Origin of the sequence: Pseudomonas tehranensis (assembly GCF_014268615.1) — a bacterium.
In the GTDB taxonomy this organism is placed as follows: Bacteria; Pseudomonadota; Gammaproteobacteria; order Pseudomonadales; family Pseudomonadaceae; genus Aquipseudomonas; species Aquipseudomonas tehranensis.
Genome location: NZ_JABWQV010000021.1, coordinates 33,069 through 45,548, shown reverse-complemented (window position 1 = coordinate 45,548; position 12,480 = coordinate 33,069). Strand labels below are relative to the sequence as shown.

At 58.9% G+C, this 12,480-nt stretch carries 15 protein-coding genes and 1 pseudogene; 6 read left to right on the top strand and 10 right to left on the bottom strand.

Annotated elements, in window-relative coordinates; all coding sequences use genetic code 11:
- Positions 1-133: 133 nt before the first annotated feature.
- Positions 134-415: an HU family DNA-binding protein gene (locus HU811_RS06805; RefSeq protein WP_092393651.1), complete on the bottom strand. Its 282-nt coding sequence runs from the start codon at positions 413-415 to the stop codon at positions 134-136.
- A gap of 395 nt (positions 416-810) precedes the next feature.
- Between HU811_RS06805 and yejK the strand changes: the two genes are divergently transcribed.
- The 3 genes from yejK (at position 811) to HU811_RS06790 (ending at position 2,626) form a co-directional block, all read left to right on the top strand.
- Entirely contained in the window at positions 811-1,815 is a 1,005-nt protein-coding gene (gene yejK / locus HU811_RS06800) for a nucleoid-associated protein YejK (RefSeq protein ID WP_092393654.1), read from the top strand.
- Complete coding sequence (locus tag HU811_RS06795; RefSeq protein WP_092393657.1) at positions 1,815-2,171, top strand: glutaredoxin family protein; 357 nt, start codon at positions 1,815-1,817, stop codon at positions 2,169-2,171. Before yejK ends, HU811_RS06795 begins: the two co-directional genes overlap by 1 nt.
- A 179-nt stretch (positions 2,172-2,350) precedes the next feature.
- The gene (locus tag HU811_RS06790) at positions 2,351-2,626 is read left to right on the top strand and encodes a hypothetical protein (protein WP_186654815.1); all 276 of its coding nucleotides are present in this window, start codon (positions 2,351-2,353) and stop codon (positions 2,624-2,626) included.
- Positions 2,627-2,712: 86 nt separating this feature from the next.
- Here the strand turns inward: HU811_RS06790 and HU811_RS06785 are convergent, their stop codons facing one another.
- The 5 genes and pseudogenes from HU811_RS06785 to HU811_RS06765 all read right to left on the bottom strand — a co-directional run.
- A complete protein-coding gene (locus HU811_RS06785) occupies positions 2,713-3,645 on the bottom strand; it encodes a glutathione S-transferase family protein (RefSeq protein ID WP_186654812.1) in 933 nt (310 codons plus the stop codon).
- Positions 3,646-3,724: 79 nt separating this feature from the next.
- Positions 3,725-4,048 (bottom strand): GIY-YIG nuclease family protein, encoded by a 324-nt coding sequence (locus tag HU811_RS06780; RefSeq protein WP_186654811.1) that lies wholly within the window; start codon positions 4,046-4,048, stop codon positions 3,725-3,727.
- Between the two features lie 41 nt (positions 4,049-4,089).
- On the bottom strand, positions 4,090-4,560 hold the full coding sequence (locus HU811_RS06775; protein ID WP_186654810.1) for a nuclear transport factor 2 family protein: 471 nt from the start codon (positions 4,558-4,560) through the stop codon (positions 4,090-4,092).
- A gap of 85 nt (positions 4,561-4,645) precedes the next feature.
- Positions 4,646-5,950 (bottom strand): CynX/NimT family MFS transporter, encoded by a 1,305-nt coding sequence (locus HU811_RS06770; RefSeq protein ID WP_186654808.1) that lies wholly within the window; start codon positions 5,948-5,950, stop codon positions 4,646-4,648.
- A 14-nt stretch (positions 5,951-5,964) separates the two neighbouring features.
- Positions 5,965-6,149 (bottom strand): annotated as a pseudogene (locus tag HU811_RS06765) (GntR family transcriptional regulator); the annotation flags it as partial.
- Between the two features lie 152 nt (positions 6,150-6,301).
- Here HU811_RS06765 and HU811_RS06760 point away from each other — a divergent pair.
- Positions 6,302-6,613 carry a type II toxin-antitoxin system MqsR family toxin gene (locus HU811_RS06760; protein ID WP_092393675.1) on the top strand — a complete coding sequence of 104 codons (312 nt, stop codon included), beginning with the start codon at positions 6,302-6,304 and terminating at the stop codon, positions 6,611-6,613.
- A complete protein-coding gene (locus tag HU811_RS06755; RefSeq protein ID WP_092393678.1) occupies positions 6,610-7,098 on the top strand; it encodes a type II toxin-antitoxin system MqsA family antitoxin in 489 nt (162 codons plus the stop codon). The genes HU811_RS06760 and HU811_RS06755 overlap by 4 nt, the downstream gene beginning before the upstream one ends.
- A 58-nt stretch (positions 7,099-7,156) precedes the next feature.
- On the opposite strand, the gene HU811_RS06750 is transcribed toward HU811_RS06755, so the two are convergent.
- The 4 genes from HU811_RS06750 to HU811_RS06735 all read right to left on the bottom strand — a co-directional run bounded on the left by HU811_RS06750 (position 7,157) and on the right by HU811_RS06735 (position 11,321).
- Positions 7,157-7,921 (bottom strand): amino acid ABC transporter ATP-binding protein, encoded by a 765-nt coding sequence (locus tag HU811_RS06750; RefSeq protein WP_047228862.1) that lies wholly within the window; start codon positions 7,919-7,921, stop codon positions 7,157-7,159.
- Positions 7,922-7,932: 11 nt separating this feature from the next.
- Positions 7,933-9,030: an amino acid ABC transporter permease gene (locus tag HU811_RS06745; RefSeq protein ID WP_092393681.1), complete on the bottom strand. Its 1,098-nt coding sequence runs from the start codon at positions 9,028-9,030 to the stop codon at positions 7,933-7,935.
- Positions 9,031-9,042: 12 nt separating this feature from the next.
- Entirely contained in the window at positions 9,043-10,224 is a 1,182-nt protein-coding gene (locus HU811_RS06740; RefSeq protein WP_047228860.1) for an amino acid ABC transporter permease, read from the bottom strand.
- A 65-nt stretch (positions 10,225-10,289) separates the two neighbouring features.
- A complete protein-coding gene (locus HU811_RS06735; RefSeq protein WP_092393685.1) occupies positions 10,290-11,321 on the bottom strand; it encodes an amino acid ABC transporter substrate-binding protein in 1,032 nt (343 codons plus the stop codon).
- A gap of 473 nt (positions 11,322-11,794) precedes the next feature.
- Here HU811_RS06735 and HU811_RS06730 point away from each other — a divergent pair, with 473 nt between their 5' ends.
- On the top strand, positions 11,795-12,451 hold the full coding sequence (locus tag HU811_RS06730; RefSeq protein WP_186654807.1) for an alpha/beta hydrolase: 657 nt from the start codon (positions 11,795-11,797) through the stop codon (positions 12,449-12,451).
- Positions 12,452-12,480 lie beyond the last annotated feature (29 nt).

Sequence of the window (12,480 nt, the reverse complement as noted above, 5' to 3'; positions counted from 1 at the left end):
GCGGGAGCAAGCTCCCTCGCCACAAAAGCCGCACCATGAGGGACTTATCCCCTCGCCACAGGCCACTTTATTCAGGGCAACAAAAAACCGTGCCCGGATCACTCCGCCGCACGGTTTTCTTTTGAACGCGATCTTACTTGTTGATGCCGTCGTTCAGCGCTTTGGCTGGCACGAACTTAACAACTTTCTTGGCAGCGATTTCGATGGCTGCGCCAGTCGAAGGGTTGCGGCCGGTGCGGGCAGGACGCTCGGTGACTTTCAGCTTGCCGATGCCTGGCAAGGTGATTTCGCCGCCATTTTCCAGCTGATCGGCAACGATCTGACCCAGTTGGTCCAAAGCGTTACGCGCAGTAGTTTTTGGCGCGTCGATAGCTTCAGCGATGTCAGCGATCAGTTGGTCTTTAGTAAGAGCCATGTAGTGTTCCTTCCCTATCAAATTCATATGGATTGCAGAGTGCAGTGTCAGCCATCGAGCCCGATCTCAGAGGATCAGACACCCTCGGTAATCACCACGACGGATCGGGGTAATAGATGCCGAAAACCGGGTTTGGTTCGACCTGACAAATGCTGAATGCACGCTTAACGCAGTGACTTCGCGTAAGACCGGGCAAAACTAGCACAACGCCTGTGAAATATCCGCCTCTAGCTACCCATTTGGTCAGCTTTCTTGCGCTAAAACGGTAAAAAAATGCATATGGCGTGTCGGACGGGTCTGAAAGGGGCTTTGCAGGGTTCCAAAACCAGTGATTGCGGTACACTGGGCCTTTTGGGGGGAGCGCGCCCTCCTCTCTTCTATCAGCCGAGAAATCCATGCCGATCCGTCATTGCATCGTCCACCTGATCGACAAAAAACCCGACGGCACGCCCGCCGTGCTCCATGCCCGTGACTCCGAGCTGAGCGAGTCCACAGCCATCGAGAACATGCTCGCCGACCTCAATGAGAGCTACAACGCCAAACAAGGCAAGGCCTGGGGTTTCTTCCATGCCGAGTCCGGGGCGCACCCGTTCAGCGGCTGGCTGAAGGAGTATCTCGAGGGTGGCAAGGATTTCACCGCATTCAGTCGCGTGGCGGTGGAGCACCTGCAAAAGCTGATGGAAGAGTCCAACCTGTCGGTGGGCGGCCACGTGCTGTTTGCCCATTATCAACAGGGCATGACCGATTACCTGGCGATCGCCCTGCTGCACCACAGCGAAGGCGTGGCGGTCACCGACGAGCTGGACGTGACCCCGTCCCGTCACCTTGATCTGGGCCAACTGCACCTGGCAGCGCGGATCAATGTGTCGGAATGGCAGAACAACAAACAGTCCAGGCAGTACATCTCGTTCATCAAAGGTAAGAACGGCAAGAAGGTCTCGGAGTATTTCCGCGACTTCATCGGCTGCCAGGAAGGCGTCGACGGCCCCGGCGAAACCCGTACCCTGCTCAAGGCCTTCAGTGACTTCGTCGAAAGCGAAGACCTGCCCGAAGACGATGCCCGGGAGAAAACCAAGACCCTGGTGGATTACGCCAGCAGCCAGGCCAAGCTCGGCGAGCCGATGGGCCTGGAAGAACTGTCCGAACTGATCGACGAAGATCGCCCGAAAGCCTTCTACGACCACATCCGCAACAAGGACTATGGCCTGTCGCCGGAGATTCCAGCGGATAAACGCACCCTCAACCAGTTCCGCCGCTTCACCGGCCGCGCCGAAGGCTTGTCCATCAGCTTCGAAGCCCACCTGCTGGGCTCCAAGATCGAATATGACGAAGAAGCCGGCACGCTGATCATCAAGGGCCTGCCCACGGCGCTGACCGATCAGCTCAAGCGCCGCAATTGATGCTTGGAAAGGTACTCAAGAAATTCCTGCTGATTGTTCTGGTGATTGTGGCGTACCAGAACTGGGGCAAAATCGAACGGGTGTTCAACCCCTCGCAAATGCTGCCTGAACAGATCCGGGCCGATGCCCGGGTCGTGCTGTATGCCACCGACTGGTGCGGTTACTGCAAGGCCACACGGCGGTTCCTGGATGAAAAAGGCGTGCCCTATCGCGAGTTCGATATCGAGAAGGATGCGCAGGCGCGCAAGGCCTATGAGGCGCTGGGTGGGCGGGGGATTCCGATCCTGGAGGTCAATGGCACGTTGATTCGTGGGTATGAACCAGAGAACATTCTCAAGGCGTTGTCCGCTTTATAGTTCTGATGGCCTCATCGCGCGCAAGCCCTGGGTAGACGGTAAGCGCCCGTTGATCGGGACTGTCAACTCCTACAGTATCAATGCCTGAAATAGCGTTCATTTTTATATATGCCCCTCAGCCGAATCCATCGCTGAGCCGAACCTCTTGCGAGAACGCCTGAACAGACGGAGCATATAAAATGAGCTCGATACAGTGCTACCCAGCCCAAAACCGCGTTATAAAAATCATCCAACGCGCCCTGGTGTTGTCTTTCATTGCGATCTACGCCGGTTCCGCCTCTGCCGCGCAATACACCTGCCAACTCTTCCTGCCACCGAACCAAACCGTGATACAGACCACCACCGTTTTCAACGGGAGCAGCACGAGCGATGCAATCAGCCGCGCCACAACGATCTTCGACCTGCAAGGCCTTATTCCTCCCAATGCGCCACACCTGGTTCTCTGCGAGCTGTAATATCGTGTGTTCTCTTCTGGAGTAAACGCCCGGTATTGCCTGCTCCGGGCGACAGATCGACTTTAATCGAGCGTCTGACCTTCTTATCAAGTTGATAATTGAAAACCCAGCCGCGGAAAGTGCACATGCACCACCCCGCCAAGCGCGTCTTCGCGACGCAGGATCAGCTCTTCGCGACCGGCAAACAGCAACTCCCCGGCCACTGGATCGACGCCATAATCGGTCGCGGCGATGGTCACACGCTGCCCCAATGCAAACCCGTTCGGCTCTTCGAACGACTCCTCCGGCAGCGCTGCCGGCGTCGCGTTGCGGGCGACTTCCAGGGCCTCTTCGGAACTCATCTGATTCGGCGCACCGTGGCCGAAACCCAGCACTCGCGCCAGCCATGCCGAAATCGCCGGGTAGGCGTCTACCAGCGGCGAAGTCACCGGCGTGCCTTTAAGAAACCACAGCGGGTGAGCCATGGCGAAGTCGGCAATCGAAGGATCACCCAGCAAAAAGTCCCCTTCCTCGCGCTGCAATTGTTGCTCCAGGCGCGCCATGATCGTTGGCCATTGATGCTTGGCCTGTTCGGCGGACAAGCGTGTGCTCGTGCCGCCGCTGAACAGCCCGGCGCGGTCGGCGATGAATGCCTTGATCGCTTCGGGCGGTAGCTTGGCGAAACGTACCGCCACCGACTCAGGCTGGAACACCAGGCTCACCGCATGCTGGAACACCACCGAATCGGCCCATGCGGCAAAAGACGCTGCAATCATCTCCCGGCCTTCGGGAAACAGCGCCGGCGAGGTTTTTTCCTGTTCCAGTCGGCGGGCGATCAGCGACGTGTCGCAATAAACATCAGCGCCGATCTGCAGCACCGGGGTTTTGCGGTAGCCACCCGTCAGTGCCGTCAAGTCGGGCTTGGGCATCATCGGCGGGATATGCACCGAACGCCAGGACAGCCCCTTGAAACCCAGCAGCAAACGGGCTTTCTCAGCGAAGGGAGACGTCGGGTAATGATGAAGAATCAACTCTGACATGAGGTTCGCCATTGCAGGGAGGAAGTGCTGCAGCTTAGCGTGCCAGGGTCAGACAGCCTACCCTCCTGATGGAGACGTATCAGTGGGGTTGATGGAGCAACGATGCACTCGCCACCAGGCATTCCTTGGCGCTTTTCTTGAGTTTCTTGATCAGCCGCTCCTGACGCAAGGCTTCACCCTTATCGCGGCAGGCTTCGGTATACACCAGCGCCACCGCCGGGCTGGAAAGAAAAAAACGCGCGCCTTTGCCGCTTTGATGCTTGGCAAAACGTCGCACCGGGTCATCGCTGATGCCGCAGTACAGCGATCCGTTGGCGGCCCGCACCAGGTAGACGAACCAGGGTTTTCCCGGTTCGGCTGCAGCGTGCCCTGGCAGGTCGGAAGATGGCTTGGCGGTCGTCACAGGATGTTCAGCAGGTGTCTAGGAAACAAGCCGCGATCTTATCAGCGACTGGCCTGGAACGCCCGCAGCCCCTTGAGGGCCTGGGCCCTGACGGCATTGCGCACCAGAGGCGTCCAGCCCAGCAGCAGGCCCTTGGTGCCCAGCGCCTGGCGAGACCAGCGCCACAGATCAAAGCTGTCATGGTGCTCGCAAATCTTGCCGTCGCGAAACACGAATCGCGCCTGAATGTCATTGATCACGGTGTTGCCGGTCTGGCTGAACAGGTAAGTCGCCACCCAGTGGGCGCCGCCGGTACGCTCATCGCTGCGCACGTTATCGAAGGTCAGGGAAAAATCCTTGGCCCGAGTGGTAAGCATGCGCCACATGTCGCCGGCATCACGCCCGCGCAGTTCGCCGAACGCCGGGTCGCTGAACACCACATCGTCGGTGTAGCAGGCGCTCATGGCGTCGGCATCCAGGCGCTGGAAGGCCTGATAGAAGCGGGTGATCAAGGCGTTGTGGGCATCACTCATGAACAAGCTCCGGAAATCTTCAGTAGAGCTGCACGATAATCTGCTCTGGCGAGGAACACTATCGTCATTCGCCACGAAAATAGCATCAGCGAAGATCGCTGACTCTTTCGCTGCTGACCCCAACGTATAGCGCCCGGCCGGCCCCGATGCCCGCAATGATCGCACCCAGGCCAATCACGCCGAAGATCCAGCCCAGGGCACTCCAGCCGCCGGTCCAGTCGTGGACCACTCCGACCGCGAACGGCCCCATGGACGCCAATGTGTAGCCAAACCCTTGGGCCATGCTGGAAAGGTTCGCGGCCACATGGGCGTCCCGCGAACGCAGCACGATCAGCGTCAGTGCCAGACTGAACGTGGCGCCCTGCCCCAACCCCAGCAGGATCGCCCAGCCCCACAAGCCATCGATAGGCGCATAAAGGCACCCGAACAGCCCGCCGAGGGTCATGAGCATGACAATCACAATGGCCAGGCGCTGATCCTTGCCCCGGGTCGCCAGCCAGGGCGCGGCCAGGGAACTGATCAGTTGCACAATGACCGAGCCGGACAACACCAGCCCGGCGTGGGTCGGCGTCAGGCCACGGCCAATGAGGATCGACGGCAGCCACCCGAACACGATGTAGGCCAGTGACGACTGCAGCCCCATGTACAACGTCACCTGCCAGGCCAACGGATCACGCAGCAAACCACGAACCCGATACGCCACCTGATGCGCACCGTGTTTCGGGCCCACTTGCGGCAGCCAGAACACTGCGGCCAGCAGCGCCGGCACCACCCAGAAACCCAGGCCCATCGCCCAACTGTGATCCAGATGCTCGCTCAACGGCACCGTGGCCCCGGCCGCCATTGCCGCACCCAGGCACAGCGCCATGGTGTAGACGCCGGTCATGGTGCCGGCGTGTTTGGCGAAGTCACGCTTGACGATGCCCGGCAACAGCACACCGATCACACCAATGCTCGCACCGGCCAGGATGCTGCCAGCAAACAGGCCTACCTGACCGAAAGAACTGCGCAAGATGACCCCGCCGGCCAGAGCCAGCAAGATCCCCAGCACCACGCGCTCGGCGCCAAAGCGCCTCGCCAGCACCGGCGCCAGCGGTGCGAACAGGCCCAGGCAAAGTACGGGCAGCGTAGTCAGCAAGCCGGCTTGGGCAGCCGACAAACCAAGGCTTCTTGAAACTTCGCTAAGCAACGGGGCCATGCTCGACAGCGCCGGACGCAGGTTCAGTGCAACCAGGATCAGTCCGAGCAACAACAGCCAGGGCCTGCGCAACACGGGATGGGGTTGCTGGGCCTGTTCGTCATCGGCCTCGGCGTCGATCAACAGTTCTTCAAGCTCTGCGGCGCGTCTGGGTGTCGTCGGGGTGCTGCGGTCAAGCGTATCGCGGGACATGGAAAAGCTCTGGTTCAGGGTTCATTGATCAACTGTCGACGGAGGGCCTTGGCCCACTGCCGGGACTGCTCTTGGACAGCGCCGAGGATTCGATGTGCAGATCGAACACAGGTAGATGACGCGCAACGAAGTTAAGGCTCTGGCGCAACTGCGCACCGTTGACGCTGGAGAAGCAGCGATAGCATTCGCTGAGCGCAGGGGTCGGCAGCACAGGTTGATTTTTCTGACAGGTTAGTCAGCTTCTTGTAGGACGGCAACCGCCTAAGGTCAATGTGAGGGAAAAGGAACGAAATTTTCGATTGGTCAAAATTACCCTTTGAGGGTAACTTTAAGGACAAGGCATACAGTTCTATGGAAAAGAGCACACCTCACTACGACCTGGCAGTGGTCAAGGCCGAAGTCCTCAGGCTGGGGAGCAAGGCATTTACTATGAGCGCTCAGCAAGGCGCTCGAAAAATGTCGCTAAACACTGCCCGGATGCTGCGAATCATTGCCTCGCTGGAGTACAGGATGTTGCACAAATCGATGACGACCTACGTCGATCATCGAGTCTGGCAGGACGTTTATCACACAACATTTCAGGATCGGGAGATTTACATCAAGGTGACCTACCGCCCTGGCGGTGGGCACCCGGTAGTCTCCTTCAAGGAGAAGGACCAATGAAAACGCAGCAATGTGTCAACTGCGGCACTCAAGACGCCATGCAACACTTTGAGGGCCGCAGCTTTACCATCGACTACAAGCAGGTAGCACGGCAGGTGCACGACATCGCCGGGTGGGAGTGCCGGGTTTGCGGTGAAATCGAATTTGATCACGACACCGACAGCGCGCAACGTTATTCCCGCGTGAGCGATCAGTTGCTCGAAGATTGCGCCCAGGCGATGGGGGCGGAGATGAAACGCATCCGCCGCAAACTGCACCTCACGCAGAAAGAAGCGGTGAAGCTGCTGTCTGGCGGCGGACACAACGCCTTTTCCCGTTACGAGCGTGGCGAAATCACCCCACCGCAACCACTGTTCACGCTGATGCGTCTGCTCGACCGCCACCCCCATCTGATGGCGGAGGTACTCGCACTGAGCGAGGGCACCGATTTGAAGCAGTTGTTGGCTACCCGTCATCCGGAACAGGAAACCGTTCTGACACCCTGAATACCAGGAAAAAATAAACCCGGACAAGTCCGGGTCTATTTCAATGCCTAAGGCCGGATCAATGCAGAATCTGGCTCAGGAACAGCTTGGTGCGGTCGTTCTGCGGGTTGTCGAAGAAGTCGTTCGGCGCGGCCTGTTCGACGATTTCACCCTTGTCCATGAAGATCACACGGTTGGCCACGGTGCGGGCAAAGCCCATTTCGTGGGTCACGCAGAGCATGGTCATACCGTCTTCGGCCAAACCGATCATGGTGTCCAGAACCTCTTTCACCATTTCCGGGTCGAGTGCCGAAGTCGGTTCGTCGAACAGCATGATTTTCGGTTTCATGCACAGGGCACGGGCGATGGCCACACGCTGCTGCTGACCGCCAGAGAGCTGGCCCGGGTATTTGTGCGCCTGCTCTGGAATGCGCACGCGCTCCAGATAATGCATGGCGATTTCCTCGGCCTTGCGCTTGGGCATCTTGCGCACCCACATCGGCGCCAGGGTGCAGTTCTGCAGGATGGTCAAGTGCGGGAACAGGTTGAAGTGCTGGAACACCATGCCGACTTCACGACGGATCGCTTCGATCTGCTTGAGGTCGTTGGTCAGTTCCACGCCATCGACCACGATGCGGCCCTGCTGGTGTTCTTCCAGACGGTTGAGGCAGCGGATAGTGGTGGACTTGCCGGAACCCGACGGGCCGCACAACACGATACGCTCGCCCTGCTGGACGTTCAGGTTGATGTCTTTCAACACATGGAACTGGCCGTACCACTTGTTTACGCCCTGCATCTGAATAATGCCTTCAGGGCTCACAGGCTGTTTGATCGCTTCACTCATAAACTACGCTCCTAACGCTTGTGGCCAGTGTCCAGCTTGCGTTCCAAATGCATGGAATAGCGGGACATACCAAAACAGAAAATCCAGAACACCAGGGCAGCGAACACATAGCCTTCGGTGGCCATGCCCAGCCATTTCGGGTCGGCGGCGGCTTGTTTCACGCTGTTGAGCAGGTCGAACAGGCCGATGATGATCACCAGGCTGGTGTCCTTGAACAACGCAATGAAGGTGTTGACGATACCCGGGATCACCATCTTCAGGGCTTGCGGCAAAATCACCAGCCCCATGCTGCGCCAGTAGCCCAGGCCCATCGCTGCGGCCGCTTCATACTGTCCCTTGGGAATCGCTTGCAAGCCGCCACGCACCACTTCAGCCACATACGCCGACTGGAACAGGATCACGCCGATCAGTGCCCGCAGCAGCTTGTCGAAGTTCATGCCTTCAGGCAGGAACAGCGGCAGCATCACCGAAGACATGAACAGCACCGTGATCAATGGCACGCCGCGCCAGAACTCGATGAAGGTCACGCAGACCACACGGATCGCCGGCATGTTGGAGCGCCGCCCCAACGCCAGCACGATGCCAAGCGGCAAAGCCCCGGCAATACCGACGGTGGCGATGACCAGGGTCAGCATCAGGCCGCCCCATTGGCTGGTCGACACGGTGGCCAGGCCGAACACGCCACCGTGCAACAGGCACCAGGCGATGATCGGATACAGCACCAGGAAGCTCAGGCCGTAGACCGCTTTGCGCGGGAAGCGCGAGATGAACAGCGGAGCCACACCAATGACCGCCAACCACACGGTCAGGTCCACGCGCCAGCGCAGTCCCGTCGGATAGTAGCCATACATGAACTGGCCAAAGCGCTGCTGGATGAACACCCAGCAGGCGCCCTCCTTGGTGCAGTCAGCCTGTGTGGTGCCGACCCAGTTGGCATCAAGGATCGCCCAACTGAGGATCGGTGGAACGACCAGGTAAATCAGGTAGAACGCAAACAACGTCAGCAAGGTGTTGAGCCAGCTGGAGAACATGTTCGCGCGCATCCATGCCACGACACCGATGCTACTGCTCGGTGGGGGCATGTCAGGCTTGAAAGTATGGGATGTCATGCGCGTTTTTCCTCACCGCTCGATCAGCGCAATGCGCTTGTTGTACCAGTTCATCAGCAGGGAAATGCTGATACTGATCGCCAGGTACACGCTCATGGTGATCGCAATCACTTCGATCGCCTGCCCGGTCTGGTTCAGCACCGTACCGGCAAACAGCGAAACCATTTCCGGATAACCGATACCGGCCGCCAGCGAGGAGTTCTTCGCCAGGTTCAGGTATTGGCTGGTCAGCGGCGGGATGATCACGCGCAGGGCTTGCGGGATAATCACTTTGCGCAGGGTCGGACCGTTGCGCAAGCCCAGGGAATGGGCGGCTTCGGTTTGGCCGTGGCTGACCGACTTGATGCCCGAACGCACGATCTCGGCGATGAACGCCGCGGTGTACACCGTCAGGGCCAAAGTCAATGCCAGCAACTCGGGAATCAGCACCCAGCCACCAACGAAGTTGAAGCCCTTGAGTTCCGGCATTTCCCAGTGCACAGGGGCACCGAAGACCAGGGCGCACAGCGCCGGGATCACCAGGAACAACGCCAGGCCGACCCAGAATTTATGGAACGGCTCGCCCGTGGCTTCGAAGCGCTTGTTGGCCCAGCGGGTCATCAGCACGATGGCGACGATGGCCAGCACGACGCTGATCACGAATGGCCAGAACCCGTCCGCCACCAGTGCGGCCGGCATGTTCAGGCCCCGGCTGCTGACAAAGAAGGTGTCGCCGAAGTTATGAGCGGCGCGCGGCCCCGGCATGGTCAGGAACACCGCGAAGTACCAGAACAGGATCTGCAGCAGTGGCGGGATGTTTCGGAAAACCTCCACATACACCGTTGCCACTTTGGCGATGATCCAGTTTTTCGACAGTCGGGCCACGCCGACAATGAAACCGAGAATCGTCGCCAGGATTACGCCGATGAACGTCACCAGCAGAGTGTTGAGCAACCCGATGACAAAGACGCGGGCATAGCTGTCCGCTTCGGTGTAGTCGATCAGGGTTTGAGCGATGCCGAACCCGGCACTGCGCTCCAGAAAGCTGAAGCCGGAGGTGATGCCCCGGTGCTCAAGGTTGGTTTGCGTGTTGTCGAACAGAAACCAGCCCAGTGAAACCACCGCCACAATGGTGACGATCTGAAATACCCAGGCACGCACGCGTGGATCGCTGAGGCTAAGCCTCTGCTTAGGTGCGCCGATTGAATTTTGCATGAAGTGCCCCGCAAAGAATGGAACAGAACATCACCCGGTGGTTGGCCCACCGGGTGATAGAACCATCAGCGCACTGGTGGTGCGTATTGAATGCCGCCGTTGGTCCACAGCGCGTTCAGGCCGCGGTCGATTTCCAGCGGGGTGCCTTTGCCCAGGTTCTTCTCGAACACTTCACCATAGTTGCCGACTTGCTTGACGATCTGGACAACCCAGTCTTTCGGCAGCTTGAGGTCCTTACCATATTCACCATCCGCGCCGAGCATACGGGCGACGTCCGGGTTCTTGGTGGACTTGGCTTCAGCTTCAACGTTCTTGGAAGTGATGCCGGCTTCTTCGGCGTTGAGCATGGCGTAGCCAGTCCAGCGCACAACGGCCAGCCACTCGTCGTCGCCGTTACGCACGACCGGACCCAGTGGTTCCTTGGAAATGGTTTCCGGCAGAACTACGTAGTCCTTCGGCGCGGCCAGCTTGCTGCGCTGGGCGAACAGCTGGGACTTGTCGGAGGTCAACACGTCGCAACGACCGGATTCCAGCGACTTGGCGCTTTCATCGGAGGTGTCGAAGGTGATCGGGGTGTATTTGAGGCCGTTGCCACGGAAGTAGTCGGAAACGTTCAGCTCGGTGGTGGTACCGGCCTGGATGCAGATGGTTGCACCGTCCAGTTCCTTGGCGCTCTTGACGCCCAGCTTGTTGTTTACCAGGAAGCCGATGCCGTCGTAATAGGTAATGAAGCCTGGAAATTTCAGGCCCATGCCCGCATCACGGGAACTGGTCATGGTGGTGTTGCGCGAAAGGATGTCGATTTCGCCGGACTGCAGCGCGGTGAAGCGCTCCTTGGCGTTCAACTGGCTGAACTTCACCTTGGTCGCATCGCCAAACACGGCAGCAGCAACGGCACGGCAGAAGTCCGCGTCAATGCCCAGAATCACGCCCTTGGCATCTGGGACCGAGAAACCCGGCAAACCATCACTCACGCCACATTGCACAAAGCCTTTCTTCTGTACGGCATCCAGGGTTGCACCCGCCTGAGCGAACCCGCTGACGCCGAGCACTGCTGCTGCAGTCACGACGGCCAGGGTGGATTTCAGTAACTTCATTCAAACCTCCAGTTTTGCTCTTGTTGTGTCGGAGCTCGAGCCCTGTCGCACCCTTATGGGGCATTGCCGACCCTTGTTGGCTTTTTTTAGGGTCAACCGACGTCTGGACCTTCGCTATGAGTCTAATAATGAGAATGCCCTTAAACAGGGCGCCTAACTCATCTCTCACCAATCGGCCGAACGGGCTGTAGCCCTTCACGTTCGCGAAGCCCGTAGCGGCTATTGGCGAACATCCATCACCGGATTTCTGATATCCCATGCGTCGCGTCAAGCTGATAGTGTTACCGCGCAGCGTAAGAATCATCACTCAAGCTACCTCAAAGCAAACGCCGTACCACACCGCTGCGCTTGGCCCTTATGTGACACGTCAAGACAAAAACTTTTAACATTGCGACATCTAATTAACTGAGGCACCGGGCCCGCACTGTAATAACGCACTGAATGAGCGCGCCCGCACAGATCTGGAGCACACCATGACCGACCCCTTGATTCTCGAGCCCAGCGGCACCGCCGACGCGTGCGTCATCTGGCTCCACGGCCTGGGCGCCGATCGTTACGACTTTCTGCCGGTGGCCGAAATGCTGCAGCAAAGCCTGCTCACGACACGTTTCGTTCTGCCTCAAGCGCCAACCCAGCCGGTGACCATCAACGGCGGTTACGCCATGCCCAGTTGGTACGACATCCGCGCCCTGAGCCCCGCGCGCGCCATCGACGAGCAGCAACTGGAAGTGTCGGCGCAGCGGGTCATGGACCTGATCGAAGCCCAGCGAGCCCTTGGAATAGACGCCTCGCGGATTTTCCTCGCAGGTTTCTCCCAGGGCGGCGCGGTGGTCTATCACACCGCATTCGTGAAATGGCAGGGTCCATTGGGGGGCGTAGTCGCGCTGTCCACTTATGCACCGACTTTCAGCGAAGAACTGCAATTGTCGGCCAGCCAGCAGCGCATTCCGGTATTGGCGCTACACGGCCAGTACGACGAAGTGGTACTCAACCCCATGGGGCGGACCGCAAAAGAGTATTTGAAACAGCATGGTGTCACCGTGACATGGCAAGAATACCCAATGGGCCATGAAGTGTTACCCGAGGAGATTCGCGACATCGGCACCTGGCTGAGCGAGCGGCTGCGCTAAGCGGGCGTAAGGACATGTCAAGCCCTTGA

Coding starts and splice junctions, on each gene's coding strand:
- HU811_RS06805 (WP_092393651.1), bottom strand. CDS start 415: ATGGCTCTTACTAAAGACCAACTGATCGCTGACATCGCTGAAGCTATC.
- HU811_RS06790 (WP_186654815.1), top strand. CDS start 2,351: ATGAGCTCGATACAGTGCTACCCAGCCCAAAACCGCGTTATAAAAATC.
- HU811_RS06750 (WP_047228862.1), bottom strand. CDS start 7,921: ATGAGTGAAGCGATCAAACAGCCTGTGAGCCCTGAAGGCATTATTCAG.
- HU811_RS06740 (WP_047228860.1), bottom strand. CDS start 10,224: ATGCAAAATTCAATCGGCGCACCTAAGCAGAGGCTTAGCCTCAGCGAT.
- HU811_RS06775 (WP_186654810.1), bottom strand. CDS start 4,560: ATGAGTGATGCCCACAACGCCTTGATCACCCGCTTCTATCAGGCCTTC.
- HU811_RS06795 (WP_092393657.1), top strand. CDS start 1,815: ATGCTTGGAAAGGTACTCAAGAAATTCCTGCTGATTGTTCTGGTGATT.
- HU811_RS06760 (WP_092393675.1), top strand. CDS start 6,302: ATGGAAAAGAGCACACCTCACTACGACCTGGCAGTGGTCAAGGCCGAA.
- HU811_RS06770 (WP_186654808.1), bottom strand. CDS start 5,950: ATGTCCCGCGATACGCTTGACCGCAGCACCCCGACGACACCCAGACGC.
- HU811_RS06785 (WP_186654812.1), bottom strand. CDS start 3,645: ATGTCAGAGTTGATTCTTCATCATTACCCGACGTCTCCCTTCGCTGAG.
- HU811_RS06735 (WP_092393685.1), bottom strand. CDS start 11,321: ATGAAGTTACTGAAATCCACCCTGGCCGTCGTGACTGCAGCAGCAGTG.
- HU811_RS06730 (WP_186654807.1), top strand. CDS start 11,795: ATGACCGACCCCTTGATTCTCGAGCCCAGCGGCACCGCCGACGCGTGC.
- yejK (WP_092393654.1), top strand. CDS start 811: ATGCCGATCCGTCATTGCATCGTCCACCTGATCGACAAAAAACCCGAC.
- HU811_RS06755 (WP_092393678.1), top strand. CDS start 6,610: ATGAAAACGCAGCAATGTGTCAACTGCGGCACTCAAGACGCCATGCAA.
- HU811_RS06745 (WP_092393681.1), bottom strand. CDS start 9,030: ATGACATCCCATACTTTCAAGCCTGACATGCCCCCACCGAGCAGTAGC.